Annotated in this window: 19 protein-coding genes and 1 pseudogene; 10 read left to right on the forward strand and 10 right to left on the reverse strand. The window is 59.6% G+C overall.

Annotated elements, in window-relative coordinates; translation table 11 throughout:
- Positions 1-40: 40 nt before the first annotated feature.
- The 3 genes from ACOYXG_RS17190 to ACOYXG_RS17200 all read right to left on the reverse strand — a co-directional run bounded on the left by ACOYXG_RS17190 (position 41) and on the right by ACOYXG_RS17200 (position 6,685).
- Entirely contained in the window at positions 41-4,003 is a 3,963-nt protein-coding gene (locus ACOYXG_RS17190) for a hypothetical protein (protein ID WP_460352962.1), read from the reverse strand.
- A 355-nt stretch (positions 4,004-4,358) separates the two neighbouring features.
- Positions 4,359-4,874 (reverse strand): hypothetical protein, encoded by a 516-nt coding sequence (locus ACOYXG_RS17195; protein WP_460352964.1) that lies wholly within the window; start codon positions 4,872-4,874, stop codon positions 4,359-4,361.
- A gap of 287 nt (positions 4,875-5,161) precedes the next feature.
- Entirely contained in the window at positions 5,162-6,685 is a 1,524-nt protein-coding gene (locus tag ACOYXG_RS17200) for a nucleobase:cation symporter-2 family protein (protein WP_460352966.1), read from the reverse strand.
- A gap of 252 nt (positions 6,686-6,937) precedes the next feature.
- On the opposite strand from ACOYXG_RS17200, the gene ACOYXG_RS17205 reads away from it, so the two are divergent.
- Positions 6,938-7,222, forward strand: coding sequence for a BrnT family toxin (locus tag ACOYXG_RS17205; RefSeq protein WP_103369573.1), 285 nt, complete (start codon positions 6,938-6,940; stop codon positions 7,220-7,222).
- A 3-nt stretch (positions 7,223-7,225) separates the two neighbouring features.
- Positions 7,226-7,558, forward strand: a complete 333-nt coding sequence (locus ACOYXG_RS17210; protein WP_027611517.1) for a BrnA antitoxin family protein — start codon at positions 7,226-7,228, stop codon at positions 7,556-7,558.
- Positions 7,559-7,560: 2 nt separating this feature from the next.
- Here ACOYXG_RS17210 and ACOYXG_RS17215 read toward each other — a convergent pair whose 3' ends face one another.
- Entirely contained in the window at positions 7,561-8,388 is an 828-nt protein-coding gene (locus ACOYXG_RS17215; protein ID WP_460352968.1) for an arylamine N-acetyltransferase family protein, read from the reverse strand.
- 100 nt (positions 8,389-8,488) lie between these two features.
- On the reverse strand, positions 8,489-9,283 hold the full coding sequence (gene xth, locus ACOYXG_RS17220; RefSeq protein ID WP_096796937.1) for an exodeoxyribonuclease III: 795 nt from the start codon (positions 9,281-9,283) through the stop codon (positions 8,489-8,491).
- Positions 9,284-9,410: 127 nt separating this feature from the next.
- Between xth and ACOYXG_RS17225 the strand changes: the two genes are divergently transcribed.
- A complete protein-coding gene (locus ACOYXG_RS17225; protein WP_460352971.1) occupies positions 9,411-9,995 on the forward strand; it encodes a GNAT family N-acetyltransferase in 585 nt (194 codons plus the stop codon).
- A 90-nt stretch (positions 9,996-10,085) separates the two neighbouring features.
- On the forward strand, positions 10,086-10,385 hold the full coding sequence (locus tag ACOYXG_RS17230) for a hypothetical protein (RefSeq protein ID WP_460352973.1): 300 nt from the start codon (positions 10,086-10,088) through the stop codon (positions 10,383-10,385).
- 92 nt (positions 10,386-10,477) lie between these two features.
- Here the strand turns inward: ACOYXG_RS17230 and ACOYXG_RS17235 are convergent, their stop codons facing one another.
- The 4 genes and pseudogenes from ACOYXG_RS17235 to ACOYXG_RS17250 form a co-directional block, all read right to left on the reverse strand.
- On the reverse strand, positions 10,478-12,046 hold the full coding sequence (locus tag ACOYXG_RS17235; RefSeq protein ID WP_115989352.1) for a sensor domain-containing diguanylate cyclase: 1,569 nt from the start codon (positions 12,044-12,046) through the stop codon (positions 10,478-10,480).
- Between the two features lie 223 nt (positions 12,047-12,269).
- A complete protein-coding gene (locus ACOYXG_RS17240; RefSeq protein ID WP_460352975.1) occupies positions 12,270-12,794 on the reverse strand; it encodes a hypothetical protein in 525 nt (174 codons plus the stop codon).
- A 148-nt stretch (positions 12,795-12,942) separates the two neighbouring features.
- Positions 12,943-13,053, reverse strand: a pseudogene (locus tag ACOYXG_RS17245) (PAAR domain-containing protein); the annotation flags it as partial.
- 136 nt (positions 13,054-13,189) lie between these two features.
- A complete protein-coding gene (locus tag ACOYXG_RS17250; RefSeq protein WP_103369565.1) occupies positions 13,190-13,855 on the reverse strand; it encodes a ribonuclease T2 in 666 nt (221 codons plus the stop codon).
- Positions 13,856-14,020: 165 nt separating this feature from the next.
- Here ACOYXG_RS17250 and ACOYXG_RS17255 point away from each other — a divergent pair, with 165 nt between their 5' ends.
- The 6 genes from ACOYXG_RS17255 (at position 14,021) to ACOYXG_RS17280 (ending at position 19,302) form a co-directional block, all read left to right on the forward strand.
- Positions 14,021-14,491, forward strand: a complete 471-nt coding sequence (locus tag ACOYXG_RS17255; RefSeq protein WP_096796942.1) for a hypothetical protein — start codon at positions 14,021-14,023, stop codon at positions 14,489-14,491.
- Between the two features lie 102 nt (positions 14,492-14,593).
- Positions 14,594-16,300 carry a copper resistance system multicopper oxidase gene (locus tag ACOYXG_RS17260; RefSeq protein WP_460352978.1) on the forward strand — a complete coding sequence of 569 codons (1,707 nt, stop codon included), beginning with the start codon at positions 14,594-14,596 and terminating at the stop codon, positions 16,298-16,300.
- 11 nt (positions 16,301-16,311) lie between these two features.
- Positions 16,312-17,178: a copper resistance protein B gene (locus ACOYXG_RS17265; RefSeq protein WP_460352980.1), complete on the forward strand. Its 867-nt coding sequence runs from the start codon at positions 16,312-16,314 to the stop codon at positions 17,176-17,178.
- 32 nt (positions 17,179-17,210) lie between these two features.
- Positions 17,211-17,585 (forward strand): copper homeostasis periplasmic binding protein CopC, encoded by a 375-nt coding sequence (copC, locus tag ACOYXG_RS17270; RefSeq protein WP_027611506.1) that lies wholly within the window; start codon positions 17,211-17,213, stop codon positions 17,583-17,585.
- Positions 17,586-17,588: 3 nt separating this feature from the next.
- A complete protein-coding gene (copD, locus tag ACOYXG_RS17275) occupies positions 17,589-18,458 on the forward strand; it encodes a copper homeostasis membrane protein CopD (RefSeq protein WP_103369562.1) in 870 nt (289 codons plus the stop codon).
- Between the two features lie 58 nt (positions 18,459-18,516).
- A complete protein-coding gene (locus ACOYXG_RS17280; protein WP_097088620.1) occupies positions 18,517-19,302 on the forward strand; it encodes a transporter substrate-binding domain-containing protein in 786 nt (261 codons plus the stop codon).
- Here ACOYXG_RS17280 and ACOYXG_RS17285 read toward each other — a convergent pair.
- Entirely contained in the window at positions 19,271-20,122 is an 852-nt protein-coding gene (locus tag ACOYXG_RS17285; RefSeq protein WP_460352983.1) for a helix-turn-helix domain-containing protein, read from the reverse strand. The two genes, ACOYXG_RS17280 and ACOYXG_RS17285, sit on opposite strands and share 32 nt — an antisense overlap.
- Positions 20,123-20,163: the final 41 nt, after the last annotated feature.

Raw genomic sequence — 20,163 nt, forward strand, 5'->3', positions numbered from 1 at the left:
GGCACTTGGCGTGGATTTCCAGTTTCGCGTCAATGATGCTTCAGGAAGAGTGATTATCTTTGAGCGTGAAGACGATTTTACGTAACGTGAAACTGTAGGTCTTCACACCTGCAATCGTAGTCGTCATCCGCAATCTTACTTCATCAAAGTTTTTGCCGTTTTTTGGGGCGATATTTTCATTCAATTCAAAATTGCCTTCGCGTTCAAAAAGTTTTAGGAATTCTCCTTCCAATTCCTTCCCTTCCAATAGTAAATCCCTATAGATAATCATTCTGGATGGGAAAGACACGTCGCCACTGATTTGTGCACTCGTGGCACTCCCTTCTTTCAGTTTCAAGGCATACCCAAAATAATCTTCACTCCCTCGGCCATACAGTTCGGACTTCAGACTCGGCACAGGGGTCACTTTACAATTATTCTCAGACAATCCCATGGTGATAAAAACCCTTGCTTCAGTGTGTTTCCCCTCGAGTAATCCAACAAAAGGCTCTGAGATTTTTCCGCCTTCCGGATATGACTTAAAGTCTTCGACGAGATCAATGAGATCGACCACCACAGTCACCGTCCACTCCCCCGACTCCGTCCCGCTGCCATACAACGCCTTGGCTTTGAACACATGCTTCGTACGTGTCAGCCCGGTCAGTTCAACGGTCCATATGCCATTTCCATTGACCTCGACCCTTGTGCCAGTGGAGCTGTTACCGTCGAAAATTTCCACCTCAAGATACTTGGTCGCCGTCCCCCTCAGACGAACAGTGGTGTCACTGGTGCTTCCATCATTGCTGATTGGCTGCCCTTTGGAATCTTCCGCACCGGTGATGGCCGGCTGGACCCCATTCAACACGGTCAGGCGCCAGGGATTCGACGGCGGGTTATTTGCGTATTGACCAATGGCCTTGAAGGTATGCAACACGTCCAGCGATAACCCGCTCACGGTACGGGTCCAGATGGAGTTGCTGTTTGCCTTGGCCTTGCCTTTGGAGACCGCACCGAGGAAAACTTCCACCTCCTGGCCGTCCGGCGCGGAGCCAGTGAGCGTGACGCTGGTGTGCACGGTGTAACCGTTTTCGCGGATGTTCCAGTTGCTCTCGTCTTTTACTGATGTGATGGCCGGTGTGTCGGCAGCCACCACGACCACGATCCGCGGCGGATCCGACACCTGCCCGCTGCCATACATCGCAGTAGCGGTGAAACTATGGGTGTCGACGCTCAGCCCCGTCACCGGGAACTCCCAGTCACCACTCTGTGGATCGATGTCGGCCGTGCCTATTTCGATATTGCCGTCCTTGATCAGGACTTTCTGACCTTTAGCCCCTTTCCCTTTAAGCATGATCGAGGTGTCAACGGTCGTGGTGCCTGGGAGAATCTCATTCCCTTTGGAGTCTTCCACTCGGGTAATTTCTGGCCGCACATCCTCAATCGCTTTGATCGTATAAGTGCGCACTGGAAACGCCACCGCCTCACTCTCCACCGTGCTCTGACCAAGCGCCGCTTTAAACACCAATTCCAGGCCGCTGCCATCCTGCAGAGCTTGGAGCTCATCGACTGGAAGCGAAACAGTGAAGAACCGGTCGGCAATCCAGTCGGGGTTGGTGAAGGCCGTCGGCGCGCTCCAGATCTCGCGCAGGTAGGCGCTGCCGTCGGCATTGGTCCCGTGCAGGCGCAACCAGACGTACTGGCCGAGAGCGATCAGCGGCCAGTCGCCCATGCGTACGGAAGCTTGGGTCAGGTTGCCGGTATGCAGTTCCGGGCCGGCGCCGTCGTTGTCGGCCTGCTCGATGGTGGGGCTGGCCAGCGCGCTCTGCGGCATTGCTTGCACCGTCAGGTCAAATACCCGGGACGGTGTTGGATGACCATCAATGATGACGACGTAGGAGATTTTTACCTGCTTACCCAGATTGAACGCCACCACGCTGTTGGGGATCGCAAACTCAAGCCCTTCGCTTACCGCACGCGGCACTGAGGTGTGCGACCCGCCGGCCGGCGTGCCGTCAGCGCCAGTCCAGGTGACGCTGATTGCATGGTTTGGCAGCAACGCGCTGTTGTCCGGCACCACGATGGTCAAGGTGTCCCTGACCAGCAGCGGGTTGAGTGCGCTGTCGCCGTTGTTCTCCTTGATCGAGGGGGCGAGCAGTTCCAGCGCGACGCCCACGGTGAACACCAATGGATTCGAAAGGCTGGTCTCATCTGTGGCATGGCGCCAGAGCTGGTAGCGGACGGTGATCTTGCTGCCGCGGTTCGGTTCGATGTGTTGGGCGACGAAGGCGGCGTCCAGGTTGATGACCCAGTCTTGCTGGGCGGTTACGGCATTGAATGTGCGGGACCCGGGTTCCTCGCCGGAGATGTCGCCCACCCACTTCCAGGTGGCCTCGTCGTTGGCTACCCATGGCTTCACCACAGGCCTGGGGATGGTCAGTTTACTGGTACCGCCGGGCAGTGTGGCCGGGTCGAGGAAGCCGTTCGCCACCCCGAGGACAATGGGGGCGTCCAGCTCGAATTTCGGTTCACCCACATTGAGCAATTTCGTGTGCAGCGACTCCCGTCTGAGGATCTCGTCGCCTTCGGCTGTCAGCAGGTCGTACCACCCCTTCAGGGTTCCGCCGTCAAGGAGCTTGAGGTTGTAGTCATCGACGGTGATGACAAAACCTTCGGGATTCTCGACTTCATCCTCCTCCGGAATGTGCCACTTCAACTCAGGCAGGAAGGTGCTGCCGTCCGGACGTTTACCCAACAGGAACAGCTCGATGCCCATGCCGTACTCGATGGCCGGATCGAACGGAATGCGGACGTTGATTTGCGTTTCGGTGGGATCGATGAATTCTCCCTCGGCTTCTTCGATGATCGGTGCGGCCAGGCGGTGGGCTGCGCCGGTGACTTGTACAAACTGCCTTTTTGAGCGTAACGGGTCACTGCTGCCGCTGCGTTCCAGCCGATAGAAGAAACTGACCTGGGTATTGACCAGTTTGCGCACGTCGGCAATGGGCAGCTTGAACTCGTAGTTATGCGGGATGTTGTCGACGGTCTGGGGCAGGGCGGTGACTTCGACTTTTTCGCCCTCCAGGGTGGTGCCGAGCATGCTCAAGTGGATGATGTCACCCATCTCGAAGTCTGGTCGGTCGGCCGTGACATGCACCGTGATGTCGTTGTCGCCCTGTTTATCGACGTCGAGCTTGTTGTTGACGGCCTCCTGAACAATCGGTGCGGCCAGCAGGTCGATGCCGGTGGTGACGACGATGCGGGTTTCCTTGCACCAGTCTTCCGATTCATTGCCGACGATGTCGCGCACCTTGAAGGTGACCGCCAGACCGGAGAGGTCGGTGTCACCAGCCCGTTCAATAGTGGCTTTGGAGACCGTGATCAATATCGGGTTTGCCGCTGGATCGTTGATCTGCTCCAGGGTCACCGGTGTGGAATACTCAAAAAAGCCACCCCAACTGAGATGAATGACATCGCCCACCGCGATGTCCGGGTAAGGCGAGCCGCTGCCGGACGCGGACCTGATGACAATCGGCACTCCCGCTTCGGCAACGTCTTTGTCCACCCCGCCGTTAACGATTTCCGGGGGAATGTACATGTACAGGTTGGAGTGACCAGGGCCCGGGTCGATGTCCTGGCCACCGGGGAGTTCCAGTTTGACGAAGAGATTGAGGGGCTTGTCTGGACGCTCTTCTTTTTGATTGGGCTGTTTGATTTCGTAGGTGAGTTCGTAAGAACCGGTCTGCAGATGACGGGGAGCCACCCACAAGAGGGTCGGTTGCTTGAGCTCGGCCTCGTCAATGATGGGACGCCCGTCGACCTCACGGCCATTGAGCAGCAGCTTGACGGTATCGCCGACATCCTTGCTGGCCCAGACGGGGATGACGACAAGCAGGCCGAGGTCGGGAAAAGTGAACACCGCCGCCCGGTTGATCCCCCACTGGCCGGAAGGCAGGAGGCGTCCGAGCACTATCGGGTCCAGCAATGAATGGGGGGCAGAGCTTTTCTTCTTGGGCTGAACGAGCATGGTCGGAACTCCAAGCGAACTGTCGGGAGACAAAGGGCGTGGAGTTATTCAGCGCTGAAGATAACGGCTCTGGCTACTGTCAGAAATTACAGGTGAGGAGGTATTTGCGATGAACGGTCGCACGATCCCATAGCCTCAATGCTGCGTCGCCACCATTGAAAGCAGCGAATCACTCGACAGGCCAGCTACTTGTCTTTTCGAACCCGTGGAGAATGCATGAGCAGTTGCTGGCGGCGGGAGAAATGCGTCAGTGATGAGCGCCATGCGTAGAAATAAGGCGCCAGCTTGAGCAGCGCCTCCCCATCAAGGGAGGCACTTGGCGTGGATTACCACCCGTTTTCGCGTCAGTGATGCTTCAAGAGGAGTGATTGTCTTTGAGCGTGAAGGCGATTGTACGCAATGTGAAACTGGGGCTTGTCAGATCGTTAGTCATAGTCTTTATCTGAAAATGCACTTCATCGAATTCTTGGCCATTTTCTGGAGCGACCTTTTTATCAAGTGCAAGCTCTTTGCCAGTTCCGTCGAACAGGATTGTGGGTTCTTCTAATGCTTCCTTATTCAGCAGGAAGTAAAGAAGGATTTTAGTACGGTACATGAAAGACAATCGGCCGCTGATTTCTGCACTCTTGGCACGCCCTTCATTCAGTGCCAATGAGTACACAAAATCGCTGTCTTCCCTCACGCTAAACATCACGGCCCTCAGACTCGGCTCATTGGTCACTGTGCAATTATTCGAAGACAATCCCGCGGTTATTACAATCTTTACTTTGGTGTGTTCCCCCTCGAGGGTTTGAGTAGAATCCGAAATTTTTCCGCCTTCTGGATATGACTGAAAGTTTTCGACGCGGGATTTTAGCGATGTAGATGACATGGTAGAACTCCATCGATTGGTTGGACGACAGAGTTATTAAGGGAGCAAAAGAGGACGTTGGCTACTGTCAGAACTATCAGGTCGGAGCGGATTTCCGATGAATGGTCACAGGTCGCAACAGCCTCGATACACAGCTTTTATCGAGCCTGGCGCGCCAATTCGATTGTCCTGAGCTATCAGAATGGAAGCCAACGTCATGCTAGACCCGAGTGAGCATATTCAGCATCACTCAAACGAAAAGGCCGATCTGTCTCACAACTGATCGGCCTCTTTCATGCAGTCAGCGCTCAGACATGCTCGCCACTCTTCACCTGCACCTTCGGGACGCCATGCCCATGATCGTGTTCATCAGGCTCGATCACCGGCACTTCCTTGCCATCGCAATCGTGCAGCTTGCCGTCGCTGAAGTAATCGCCTTCACGCAGCGCCGCCAGGTCGCGATAACGCAGGGTGCGTTCTTCCGCTGCGGCGAAAACCGACTGCTGATCCGAGTTGCCGGCAGTGAAGTGGTTGAAGGTCAGGTTCAGCACGATCGCCATGATCGCCGAGGAGCTGATGCCCGAATGGAAAATGGTCGCGAACCAGCTCGGGAAATGATCGTAGAAGTTCGGCGCGGCAATCGGGATCATGCCGAAGCCGATCGAGGTGGCGACGATGATCAGGTTGACGTTGTTGCGGTAATCGACCTTCGACAGTGTGCGAATCCCGCTCGCCGCCACCGTACCGAACAGCACGATACCGGCGCCGCCCAGCACCGAAGTCGGCACCGCCGCGATCACCCGGCCCATGAACGGTAGCAGCCCGAGAATCACCAGGAAGATGCCCCCGGTAGCCACCACATAACGGCTCTTGATTCCGGTCACCGCCACCAGCCCGACGTTCTGCGCGAAGGCGCTTTGGGTGAACGAACCGAAAATCGGCGCAAACATGCTCGACAGCATGTCCGCGCGCAAACCGTTGCCCAGGCGCTTGGAGTCGACCTTGGTGCCGATGATCTCACCGACCGCCAGAATGTCCGCCGAGGTTTCCACCAGGGTCACCATGACCACGATGCACATCGACAGGATCGCGGCGAAGTGGAAGGTCGGCATGCCGAAGTGGAACGGCGTCGGGAAGCCGAACATCGGCCCTTGGGTGACACCGGAGAAATCCGCCATGCCGAGGAACACCGCCAGAATCGTGCCGATCACCATGGCCAACAGGATCGACAGACGTGAGATGGTCGAGCTGCCGACCTTGCTCAGCAGCAACACCAGCACCAGCGTCACCGCCGCCAGACCGATGTTCTGCATGCTGCCGAAGTCCGGCGCGTGGCTGTTGCCACCCATGGCCCAGCGCGCAGCCACCGGCATCAGCGTCAGGCCGATGGTGGTGATCACGATACCGGTGACCAGTGGAGGGAAAAACTTGGTGATTCGCGAGAACACCGGGGTGATCAGCAAGCCGATCAACGATGCGGCAATCACCGCGCCCAGCACCGACTGGAAGCCGCCCTCCCCGCCACTGCTGACAATCGCGACCATGGTCGCCACACCGGAAAACGACACGCCCTGCACCAGCGGCAACTGACAGCCAAAAAACGGTAGACCCAGGGTTTGCAGCAGTGTCGCCAGCCCCCCCGCAAACAATGAAGCAGCAATCAACAAACCAATGTCCGCCGGCGACAGCCCGGCCGCCTGGCCGATGATCAGTGGCACCGCAACGATACCGCCGTACATGGTCAGAACATGTTGCAGGCCGTAAGCCATATTCGCGCCGACCCCGAGATTTTCGTCCTCGGGCCGTTGGTGTGAAACATGGGGCGTTTTCATGTGGGGGGTTCCCTGGTTTTTGTTATGCGCACACTGTATTCAATACTCGGGACAAATGTCCATAGAGTTGTATACAACTTGTCAGTCACATAATGGATAGGTAGCCACCCAAGCTTCTATCTCGCCACCTCCATCTCCCACAAATCCGGCAACACATCCCCTCCTGCCCCCGGTTTTTATCGCACTAGGCTGAATTGTTCATGGCGACCAGCGGTGCACCGGCGCTCTTTTTATACATATAAAGTATGCATAATGAAGTCATTCGAAATTCAGTACGACAAAAGCGAGAACGCAGCCAACAAACTCAAGCACAGGGGCGTCAGCCTTGCCGAGACCGAGCCGGTCTTTCATGACGAACGCGCGCTGACGATCGAGGACAACGACCATGACGAACAGCGCTGGATCACCCTCGGCCTCGACGGCAAAGGGCGCTTGCTGGTGGTTGCGTACAGTTATCGCGAAGCCAACGTCGTACGAATCATTTCTGCACGTGTCGCCACACCGAGCGAACGTCGCGCATATTTTCTGGAGGCTTGATCAATGAAAGACGAATACGATTTCTCGCACGGCAAGCGCGGTGCCTTGGCGCCCGCCAAGGGCAAGACCCGCATCACCATCATGCTCGATGACGCGGTCATCGAAGCCGCCCGCAGCGTGGCGGAAAACGAAGGCTTCGGTTATCAGACGGTGATCAACAACACCCTGCGCCATGCCCTGCTGGAGGCTGGCAGCAAAAAGCAGGAAGCCGAGCCGCCCCACTCCGGGCAATTCAAGAAAGGCATCACCGCCGCCGACCTCAAGAGTCTGGAAAAAAAGCTGTCGGCGGCGGTCGGGGAAATCCGCCGGGTACTGGAACCGGAAGCCAAGCCCTGAGATCAGGCTGGTACAAGCATCCGCGCCAGCGACTGACGCACATGCGGCTGGTCAGGCAGACGCAAGCCGAACTCCTGCTCCAGCACCTCGATCAACTCATCGACATCCGCCACCTCGCGCCGCTCGCTGTCGGCGCCCATATGATGAATCGCGAAACTGCCGTTATTCAGGGTCCGGCGCCAGCCATCGCCGGTGCGCGCAACCATCAACCGCTGAGCAAACGGTGATTCGGGATGGGTCGAGACGTACCAGTTGCCGAGGGTGTAATCGATGTCTTCCTGGCGTTGCAGATCAAACAGGTACATCGCGCGCCATTCGCCGGCGACATTGGCGCGCAGCATGTAGCCATCGGCCTGTTTCTCGATGCGATAGGACTCGTGCGGCGTCGCCTGTTCAGCCTCGGTATCGAGCAGCAGCGGCGCGGTCGGCACCATACCGCCAAAGCCGACGTCGGTGATGTAGCGCTCGCCATCGATGATTACCAGGCTCAAGCGGTGGGTACGCGCCGTCCACGTGCCTTCGGGTTGCGCCAGCACCACACGCCCGGAGATGCCACGGGCGTCGAAGCCCAGCTCCAGCAATAACGCAAGAAACAGATTGTTCAGTTCGTAGCAGTAACCACCCCGGCCACCGTGGAGAACCTTTTGTTCGACCGACGCCAGATCGATCAGCACCGGCGCGCCAGTGATCGTCGACAGGTTCTCGAAGGGAAAGACGCCGGTGTGGCGCAACTGCAACTGCCGCAGGGTTTCCAGGGTCGGTGCCGGTGGAGCGTCGAACCCCAGGTGTTGCAGGTATAACGCTGGATTCGCCAGACGTGGCTCGCTCATTGCTCAGTCCTTTTGCATGTGGCCGCGGATCGTTGCGCCGCTGGCCGACATGTATACGGGATCGGGCCCCGACTCCGACAATTGATTTCGCCAATCAGCGCTACCGACGCTTGCGCGAACCGATGCGAATCCAGGTCGGCGCATGGTCGCTGGCGTGCGGTTCGTTGCGCACCCAGGCGTCGACGCCGGCCTCGTGCAGATACGGACTGAGTGCCGGGTTGAGCAGCAGATGATCGATGCGCAGACCGGAGTTGGTTTGCCAATGCTGGCGAAAATAATCCCAGAAGGTGTAGAGGCGATCGTCGGGATACAGATGGCGTAGCGAATCAGTCCAGCCCTGATCGAGCAGTCGTTGATAACACTCGCGGCTTTCGGGTTGCAGCAGCGCATCCTTGAGCCAGGAACGGGTGTTGTAGATGTCCATGTCAGTGGGCACCACGTTGTAATCGCCGGCCAGCACCACCGGATGATCACTGCTTTGCAAATCCTTGGCGTAGCGGATCAAGCGTTCGAACCAGGCCAGTTTGTAGTCGAACTTCGGCCCCGGTTGCGGGTTGCCATTGGGCAGGTACAGACAGCCGACCAACACACCGTGCACCGCCGCCTCCAGATAACGGCTGTGCTTGTCCTCGGGATCGCCCGGCAGACCGCGACGGCTCTCCAGTGGTTGCGCATCGCGGGCGAGAATCGCCACGCCGTTCCATGACGCCTGCCCGTGCCAGATCGCGCCGTACCCCGCTGCCTCCAGTTCGGCGGCGGGGAATGCACTGTCGACCGACTTGAGTTCCTGCAGACAAGCGATGTCCGGTTGCTCGCGCTTGAGCCACGCCAGCAGGTTCGGCAAGCGTGCGCGCAGGCCGTTGACGTTGAACGTGGCGATCCGCAGGTTTTTCATCGTCCAGGCTCCGGCGAACAAGGTGTGAAAATTGTGACCCTGTGCTAACGGCGGTGGTTGCATCGGATCAACCGGCTGCGGCGTAATAGGCGCTCGTCACTGCCCCAAACTGCCGAGACTCGCCTCCATGCTCACCACCCTGCAAGGCCCGCGCATCCTCCTGCGTCCACTTCAGTACAGCGACGCCGACGCCCTGCTCCGCGCTGCCGCCGACGGCGAACTGTGGAACCTCACCGTCACTGTGGTGCCGTCGGCGAGCACCATCGACAGCTATCTGAAAAAAGCCCTCGACGGTCGTGATGCCGGCAGCGTCATGCCATTTGTCATCGTACTGAAGGATAGCGGCGAAGTGATCGGCTCGACCCGGTTCTGGAAGATCGACCCGCTCAATCGCAAACTGGAAATCGGCAGCAGCTGGATTTCGGCGCGCTGGCAGAAATCCTTCGTCAACACCGAAGCCAAATACCTGATGTTGCGTCACGCCTTCGAGGTGCTCGACTGCGTGCGAGTGCAGTTCACCACCGACGAGAACAACCAGAAGTCGCGCAACGCGATTCTGCGCCTCGGTGCGCAACAGGAAGGCATCGTGCGCCACGAGCGGATCATGCCCGACGGCCGCAAGCGTAACTCGGTGCGTTTCAGCATCATCGATGACGAGTGGCCGCAGGTGCGGCAGGTGCTGGAGCAGAAACTGGCTGAGGATCGAGGCTGAGGCTCGACAACCGCTCGTCAGCCAATCGGCACCAACAGTTGCGGCCGTCAGACCAAAGTCAGGTAACCGAACCTTTTTGGGAGACGTACCATGACAACGCGCAAACTGACTTCCCTGTTGCTCGCCGGGCTGCTGGCCACCGCCTCGGTCGGCGCCTTTGCCGCCAATGACGGGGCGGATGCCTCAGGCACCAAATCCGGTGCTACAAGCGGCACCAACATGCCACCCAACAGCACCCCCGGCGCTCCGAAAAACGGTGACAGTACCGATGGCGCCAGCAAGGGTACCGGCACCAACAGTGGCACCATGGGTTCTGGATCGAGAGCGGGGGGCGGCACTGGTTCGGCCGGCGGCGGAACTGGCGGTGCCGGTGGTGGCACAGGCAGCTGAACGAACAAGCGTGACCGCTGGTGATCCGGCATGAAGGCATGAATCTGTGGCGCTGGAGTCCGATTCCTCGCCACAGATCAAGCGCGGAGGCTTTAGCGATCCGACCGCATCAACTCGGCAACACCCTCCTCCAGCGACAACACCGCCGCGCGATTGCGTCCGGCATTTTTTGCTTGATACAGCGCCGCATCGGCACGCTGGATAAACACTTCGAGGCTGTCATTGCCACTCGGAACAAATGAGTAGCAGCCCAGACTCACCGTCAGGTAACCGGTGGGCGAACCGCTGTGAGTAATGCGTTTATCCATCACGCTGCGGCGAATCTGCCCGGCAATCGCCAGCACGCCGTTGATGTCGGTATCCGGTAGCAACACCGCGAACTCTTCGCCACCGTAACGCACCGCCAGGTCAGACTTGCGTTGAGAGCAATTCTTCAACACCTGGGCCACCTGAGTCAGGCAGTGATCCCCTGCCACGTGCCCGTAGGCATCGTTGTAGCGCTTGAAGAAATCGATATCGAGCATGATCAAGCCGACTGGACTCGACTGCCGTGCACCGCGGGCAAATTCGATCTCCAGCGATTGCTCGAACAGGCGCCGATTCGCCAGCCCCGTCAGGCTGTCGTGGGTCGCGATCTGCTCCAGTGTGCGCTGTGCCTTGCGCAGGTTTTTCTCGATTCGCTCGCCGTCACGCACCTGATGAATGAACACCCAGCCGAACAGGCCGACGCCAAGAATCACCAGCGCCACAATCACGCTGGACTGAAAGGCCCGCTCATACCAACCCTTGAGAATCGTGTCGCGCGAAGAGGCGGACGCTACCACCAGCGGATAAGCCGCCAACTGGCGGTAGCCGTACAAGCGCACCACGCCGTCGACCACCGACTTGATCATCGCAGTGCCGGCCGGGGCTTCGGGCAGCAGCTTCTGGTAGATCCTGCCTTGCGCCAGCGACGAGCCGATCAGGCCTTCGTCGAACGGTCGCCGCGCCAGCAACGTGCCGTCCTTGAGTCCGAGAAACATGATGCCGTTGTCATCGAGGCTGAAGCTTTTGAAGAACCGGTCGAAGTACGCCATCTTGATCCCGGCCATCAGCACGCCCTGGAAGTTGCCGGCGCGGTCGTTGATGCGTTTCGAGATCGGGATGATCCACTGGCCATTCTCGCGGCTGCGAATCGCCGGGCCGATGTGCGCCACGGTAGAAGCGTTTTGCTGGTGAAACCTGAAGTACTCGCGGTCGGCCACACCCTTGCCACGGGGCAGGTCCGGGAACGAGGTGATCACCCACTGGCCCTCGCGATCGAAGAGGAACATGCCGTGCAACTGCTCCAGTTGTTGCACCCGACGCGCGAAGGTTTTTTGCAGACGTGGTCGCTGCGCGGCGCCATAACCATCGTCCTCGACCCAATCAGCGAGACTGGTGAGCACCAGGTCAGCGGCCAGAAACGTGTCCTCGGCCTGCTGCGCCATGGCTCGGGTCAGGTTGGTCGACGCGATCTGCGCGTTCGCCAGGTCCTGACGCCGTGTCTGCTCCAGTTGCAGATAGAGCAAGCCAGACAGGCACAGGCACACCGCAACGATGAACAGCGCTGCCGCCTTGCGCAGTGGCAGGCGTTTAAGCGTGCCGGGAGTCTGATGGGGGTCGTGAATGGGGATTGGCAAAAACGTGTCCTGGGCAGGTACGACAGGGGCCGCAGCCCGAAACCCTTACTTTTCATGAGCGTAGCCCAGCGGGGTGCGCACAGCAAACCCGCCCCGCCAACACACGCCTGCCCCGCTGTATCGGCGCGCAAGGGATTTGGATGACCTCCGCACGTCGATTTATTTTCAGTGGTGGTTTTGCGGGCGATCGCCCTCGCGTATCTGCGCAGGGCACCGATGACGACTATCGGGGTTTGTTGATTTCGCGCAGCAGATCCGCGACCGGCAGGTTCATGGTGTTTGAGTAGTAGGGTTTGTAGCCGTACGCGGTGACGACGACTTTGCAGGGGATTTGTTGTTTGTTCGCGAGGAGTTGATTCAGTTCCGTTACTGAAAGATTTCTCTCAGAACTTCGGTTGCTGGAAGTTTCACTGAGGAATGCGCGAGTAAGGTAGGAAAACTTTCCCTTGTTGTTGTCATTTTTTTCCGATCGTATCAAACCGGATGCGGAGAACTGTATGGCTTTGCCTACTGAGAAATCATGATCATCCGCCAATGCGCAATGAAGCATGCCCGAAATCATCCCAACTCGCTCCCCGCGATCAAAAAGATCCAACACATCAACGTCCGACTGATACCGGATGATGTATAGCAGCGACTTTTCTCTTTCCACAGATTCGAAGTTCAGGTTTGCGGGAGGCTTTACGTGGTTCTTCGCACAACCAGAGCAAATAGCGAGTAAAACGCAAAGGAGTAGCCTGTACATCATGGAAACTCCTTCATGATTGAGTCAAAAAGCATATCGCCTGCCGGCTTGCCCCCGGCGATACGGGCAGTAAACAACCCCAAAGCATTTGCATGATTTGTGTCTACATTGACGTTTAATGAAGGGCCAAAGGAGATAAGCCACTTTTCACCAATCCGTCGAAATTCACATTCGGCGAGCCACTGGCAATCGGATTGGTGCCATGTCCCGGGAGTGGGCAGGCGGTTGGGTCGGTGACGCGGGCGGCGGGTTTTCCGCTCATGAACAGCTCCTTGCAGTGTTGCGGGTCATCCTTTTTGGGGGCGCAAGCATGCGTGAATTTTCCGGTTGCTTCAAACCTTCAGGCAAAAAAAGGCGCCCGATCGAGGCGCCTTTTTTATTCGTGCAAACCACTCACATCAACGCGATGGCGGCACCCGAATATCCCCCGCCCGGCACTGGGTCTTCACGCCCTTGCCGCACGCACCAAACTGCAGATCTTTGCCCATGCACACGCGCACTTCCGAGAGTTCCGGGCCGCTGCAGATCACCGCGATGCCATTGGCCGGGATCCCCGGGTTGGCCTTGCGGAACAGGTCGGCGATTTCCTGGGCTTCGAAGTAATACGAGGAGCTGAACGGTTGCAGCTCCTGCGGAATTTTCACCGCGCCGACGGCTTTGTCCGCTTCGTCCAGATAACCGATTGCGCCCAGACCGCTGCAGGTGCCGTGCTTGGACCATTCGTGATCGAGCAGTTTCTTGGTCGGGAACAGCGTCAGGCCCTTGGTGGTTTCCGCCGCCGACAGCGTGGTCAGCGGTGGGCAGGATTCCGGCCAGCCGCCATTGGCGTATTGCGGCCACAAGCCGTGCAGCACGAAGCCGTAGCCCTTGCCGGAGCATTGCACGTCATCTTTGTGGGTGAGGCAGAACGTTGGCGACCAGGACAGCGTCAGCAGGTAGTAATCGAACTGCCCCGCTACCGCTTCCGTTTGTACCTTGCTGGCGTTCGACTGACGCGCCGAACTCAGGCCGATGCTACCGGCCGTCAGCGCGATCAGCGCCAGAATTGTAAACAGCTTTTTCATGTACCCGCTCCTTGGGACGCCTGCGTCCGTGGTTTTTGATGCTGACCAGACTTGGCCAGCGCTGATTTCGCCATGCTTGTGTTGCAAGCGCATGACGCAAGGCAAGGCCGTACGCCGTTGAAAGGTCTACGATTAACAGGCAGACATCAAACCAAGGGATCCGAAATGAGTAAAGCAGACGAACTCGCCGCCAAACTCAAGCAAACCCGGCACACCCAAGCGGATGCCGCGCTGGAGATCGATTGCTGGCCGGCGCAGGTCTACGATCTGTACCACCGCATCGAGGCCTGGCTGCAGCCAGTCACTGAAGTGGGCCTGAAAATCCGTCGCAACCCGACCCACGTTTGCGAAAGCTCACCCGATGGCGAAAGTCACGATTACGCGATCGACCAACTGGTGATCGAAGCCAACCAGCAAACCCTGACCTTTGATCCCATCGCCCGGTTTACCGAAGACGGCGCCGGCCGCGTGCAGATCACCCTGCCGGATCGCAACACCTATCTGCTGCGCACCGTCGATGAACATCATGAGAGCCATTGGTGGTTGCAAACGGTGGAAACCGGGCAGGAACTGGATGCCATTGCGCTGACCGAGAACAACCTGTTGCAGGTGGTGCAGGAAGGGCTCGGTCTGTAACGCGAGCGGCCAAACTGTCAAAACTGTAATCCCCCTCTCAGCCAACTGAAAGCCAGCGCTGGGTAGCCTCCCCGTCATGTATCAAACGGGGACTTCCAGCGCATGCCTTCCAACACCTCAAGACGCACCTTCGTCAAAGGCCTGGCCGCCAGCGGCCTGCTCGGCGGCCTCGGTCTGTGGCGCGCGCCTGTCTGGGCGCTGACCCCGCCTGGGCAGATCAACGAACTGAGCGGCAGCGAATTCGAGCTGTTCATCGGCGAAACCCCGGTCAACTTCACCGGCAGCCCGCGCACTGCGCTGACCATCAATGGCAGTCTGCCCGGCCCGCTCTTGCGCTGGCGCGAGGGTGATACGGTGACGTTGCGGGTGCGCAACCGACTCAGCGCCAGCACCTCGATCCATTGGCACGGCATTCTGCTGCCGGCGAACATGGACGGTGTGCCGGGCCTGAGTTTTCACGGCATCGAACCCGGCGGCGTATACGTCTACCAGTTCAAGGTGCGGCAGCACGGCACTTACTGGTATCACAGCCATTCCGGCTTGCAGGAGCAGGCCGGGGTTTACGGGCCGCTGGTGATCGACGCGAAAGAGCCGGAGCCGTTCCAGTACCACCGCGACTACGTGGTGATGCTCAGCGACTGGACCGACGAAGACCCGGCCAGCCTGATGAAGACCCTGAAAAAGCAGTCCGACTACTACAACGACCACAAGCGCACCGTTGGCGATTTCATCGACGACGTCAGCGACAAAGGCTGGGGGGCCACCGTCGCCGACCGCACGATGTGGGCGCAAATGAAGATGAACCCCACCGACATCGCCGACGTCAGTGGCGCCACCTACACCTTCCTGATCAACGGCCATACGCCCGACAGCAACTGGACCGGGCTGTTTCGCCCCGGCGAGAAACTGCGTCTGCGGCTGATCAACGGCTCGGCCATGACTTACTTCGACGTGCGCATTCCGGGGCTGAAAATGACCGTGGTCGCGGCAGACGGTTTGCACGTCAAACCGGTCAGCGTCGACGAGCTGCGCATCGCCGTGGCGGAAACCTACGACGTGATCGTCGAGCCTGACAGCGAGGCCTGCACCCTGTTTGCCCAGGCCATGGATCGCAGCGGTTACGCCCGCGCCACCCTCGCCACCCGCGCCGGTCTGGTAGCACCGGTGCCTGCGCTGGACTCGCGCCCGTTGGTGACCATGGATGACATGGGCATGGCCGGCATGGATCACGGCTCGATGGACATGAGCGCCATGGCGGGCATGGATCACTCGGCGATGGGCCCGATGCAATCGCACCCCGCCAGCGAACAGGACAATCCGCTGGTGGACATGCAAGCCATGAGCACCGCGCCGAAACTCGACGACCCCGGCCTTGGCCTGCGCACCAACGGCCGCCGCGTGCTGACCTACGCCGATCTGCGCAGCACCTTCGAAGACCCGGACGGCCGCGATCCCGGGCGCACGATCGAGCTGCACCTGACCGGGCACATGGAGAAGTTCGCCTGGTCGTTCAACGGCATCAAGTTCTCCGACGCCGAGCCGCTGCGCCTCAAGTACGGCGAGCGCATCCGTCTGGTGCTGGTCAACGACACCATGATGACCCACCCCATCCACCTGCACGGCATGTGGAGCGATCTGGAAGACGAGAACGGCAACTTTCAGGTGCGCAAACACACCATCGACATGCCCCCCGGTACCCGTCGCAGCTATCGGGTGACGGCCGATGCATTGGGCCGCTGGGCCTATCACTGCCATCTGCTTTATCACATGGAAACCGGCATGTTCCGCGAAGTGCGGGTGGAAGAATGAAGGGGCCGATCATGACTCGAATCGCAGCGTTCTCCTTGTTAATCATCGGCAGCTCCGTCATGGCCGCCGACGACATGCAAGGCATGGATCACAGTCAGATGCCCGGCATGGATCACTCGATGCAGAGCATGGACGACGGCATGATGCAGCCCGCCGCGCCGACAGAAAGTCGCACGCCGATCCCGGTGCTGACCGACGCCGACCGCGCCGCCGTGTTTGTCAGCCCCGGCGGCCATCAGGTGCACGACAGCGCGATCAACAGCTACTTCCTCGCCGACAAACTCGAATGGCAAAACGCCGATGACGGCAGCGCTTTGGCCTGGGATTTGTCCGGCTGGATCGGCGGCGACATCGATCGCCTGTGGCTGCGCTCCGAAGGCGAACGCAGCAACGGCAAAACCGAGGACGCCGAGCTCCAGGCATTGTGGGGCCACGCGATTTCGCCGTGGTGGGACGTGGTCAGCGGCGTGCGTCAGGACTTCAAACCCGGCGCGCCGCAAACCTGGGCCGCGTTCGGCGTGCAGGGCATGGCGCTGTACAACTTCGAAGCCGAGGCCACGGCGTTTCTCGGTGAGGGCGGACAAAGCGCGCTGCGGCTGGAGGGCGATTACGACATTCTGCTGACCAATCGGCTGATCCTGCAGCCCACCGCCGAGCTCAACGTCTACGGCAAAAACGACCCGCAACGAGGCCTCGGCTCCGGCCTGTCGAACACTGAAGCCGGCCTGCGCCTGCGCTACGAAATCCGCCGCGAATTTGCGCCGTACCTCGGCGTGACGTGGCACCGCACCTACGGCAACACCGCCGATTACGTCCGCGAAGAAGGCGAAAGTCGCAGCGAAGCACGGCTCGTGCTTGGTGTGCGGCTGTGGTTCTGAATTCCCACTGAAAAACACCCCAGAGGTCTTGCATGCGCACGTTGAATATCACCCTTGTACTCGCCAGCGGATTGCTCTTGAGCAGCCTCGCTCAGGCTCACCCGAAACTGCTGTCATCAACCCCGGCCGAAGGTGCCGACGGCGCGGCTCCCGACAAGATCGAACTGCACTTTTCCGAGAGCCTGCTGACTCAGTTCTCCGGCGCCAAACTGGTGATGACCGAGATGCCCGGCATGGCCCATTCGCCGATGCCGATGAAGGCCAGAGTCAGCGCCGGCAGCGACCCGAAATCCATGCTCGTCACCCCGCTCACGCCGTTGCCCGCCGGCACCTACAAGGTCGAGTGGCGCGCGGTGTCGTCCGACACGCACCCGATCACCGGCAACGTCACGTTCAAAGTGCAGTGAGCGATGGCTGAACTGATCAACATCATTCTGCGCCTGGCGTTGTATGTGGATTTGCTGCTGTTGTTCGGGGTGGCGTTGTTTGCGCTGTACAGCGTGAACGCGCCGCTGCGGTTCAGGCCGCTGTTGCGTGGATTGGCGTTGCTCGGTGCGCTGCTGTCGGTGGCTGGATTGCTGCTGATGACGAGCGCCATGAGTGGCGAAACCGAATTCGCCGCACTCTGGCCGCACCTGCAGATGATGCTGCTGGAAACGGACGTCGGGCTGGCGTGGGCGCTGCGCATGATTGCACTGATCGTGGTGCTGGCTCAGCCGGGGAAGTGGCTCGCGTCGATGACCGGCGCGGTCGCCCTCACCTCCCTTGCGTGGAGTGGGCACGGAGCAATGGACGAGGGCTCGCTGCGGGTCTGGCATTTCCTCAGCGACATCCTGCATCTGCTGGCGGCGGGGGCATGGTTGGGCGGTATGCTGGCGCTGGTGCTGCTGGTGCGGGGTCATGTGGATGAAGCACGGATTCGCCTGCTGGCAGAGGCGGTGAAACGCTTCGAATGGATCGGCGCGGCGATTGTGCTGACGCTGTCGGTGAGCGGCGTGGTCAATTACCTGTTCATCGTCGGCCCGAGGCTGGACGACGTGCTGCTCGGCACCTATGGGATGTTGCTGGCGATCAAGGTTTTGCTGTTTGCCGCGATGCTGGTGCTGGCGGCGCTGAACCGCTTTCACCTTGGGCCTGCGCTGGAGCGATCCATACGCGATGGACAGCACGGGATCGCGGCGAATGCACTCAGGCGCAGCGTGCTGCTGGAACTGGGCCTGGCCCTGCTGATCGTGGCGTTGGTGGCGTGGCTCGGCACGTTGAGTCCGGACTCGGGATGACACCCGCGAAGGCCTTTCACTACACTGGCTTACCGTCCTCTGCAGAAGCCCGATGTCCATGACCATTCTAAAAAGCACGATGATCCTTTGCGGCGCGCTGACCCTGGCCGCTGGCGTTCAGGCGCAGGAAAGCCCTTCGCACCTCGACAGCATCCAGCAACAAGGCCAACTGCGCGTCTGCACCACCGGCGACTACAAGCCCTACACCTTCAAGCGCACCGACGGCGACTTCGAGGGCATCGACATCGCCATGGCGCGCTCGCTGGCCGACAGCCTAGGAGTCAAGGTCGAGTGGGTGCAAACCACCTGGAAAACCCTGATGCCGGACATGCAGGCCGGCAAGTGCGACATCGGCATGGGCGGGATTTCGGTGACGCTGGACCGGCAGAAAAAAGCCTACTTCAGCGACACCCTCGACAGCGACGGCAAGATCCCGCTGGTGCGCTGTGCCGAGCAGGCCAAGTACCAGACCATCGAGCAGATCAACCAGCCCAACGTGCGTCTGGTTGAACCGGCGGGCGGCACCAACGAAGCCTTCGTCCATGCCTTCCTGCCCAAGGCGCAACTGGCGCTGCACGACAACGTGACGATCTTCCAGCAACTGCTCGACAACAAGGCAGACGTGATGATCACCGACGCCTCGGAAGCGCTGTATCAGCAGAAACTCAAACCGGGGTTGTGCGCGGTGAATCCGCACCAATACATGCAGTACGGTGAGAAGGCTTATCTGCTGCCGCGCGATGACATCAGCTGGAAACTGTACGTTGATCAGTGGCTGCATCTGAGTAAAGTCACTGGCAGTTATCAGAAGGTCATTGGTGAGTGGCTGGCAGTGCCGCAATAAGCGTTTCCAGCGCTTCGCTGGCCTCGCTGCCCGGCGCGGCGGTCATGACGATGAGCGCCTGATCCGGGCTCTCGGCGCATGACACCATCTGCCAGTCGAGGCTGAGTTTACCCACCTGCGGATGCAAAAAGGTTTTGCTGCCGCAGGTCGGGCTGGCCACCAGATGCGTCGCCCACCAGCGGCGAAAATCTTCGTCACGCAGCGACAGTTCGCCAATCAGCGAAGCCAGCCTCGGGTCATCGGGAAACCGCGCGGTGTCCATGCGCAAAAACGCCACGCAGTTGCGCCCGTTGTTCTCCCAATCGATGTACAGACTGCGAAACCTCGGGTCGAGAAATGACAACCGAATCAGGTTGCGCTGCTCGATCGGTATCTCGGCGAAGTCGACGTAAAGTGCGGCAGCCAACGGGTTCCACGCCAACACATCCATGTAGCGCCCGATGACCATCGCCGGAATGCCCTGCAGATTGTCCAGCAATCGTTGGGGCTGCGGGCCGACGGTTTGCCGGCGATGCTGATCGACCGTGGTTCGCCCCAGACGCGCCAGTCGATAGAGGTAATCCAGATCATCCTCGCGCAGGCGCAACGTGCGGGCGACCGCCGCCAATGCGGATTTAGACGGCGACAAGCGCCCCTGCTCCAGGCGTGTGTAGTAATCGACACTGATGCCGGCCAGCATCGCCACCTCTTCGCGGCGCAAACCGGCGACGCGGCGTGCCCGACCGGCGTCGGCGGGTAAACCGACTTGCGTCGGTTCGAGTTCGGAACGACGGGCGCGGAGGAATTCGCCGAGGTCGTTGGGGCTGGTGTGTGTATTCATGGGGCGATCATTGCGCGCGAGCGCGTCCGGGGGAAGGCAAT

It is taken from the genome of Pseudomonas sp. G3-39 (genome assembly GCF_054790485.1).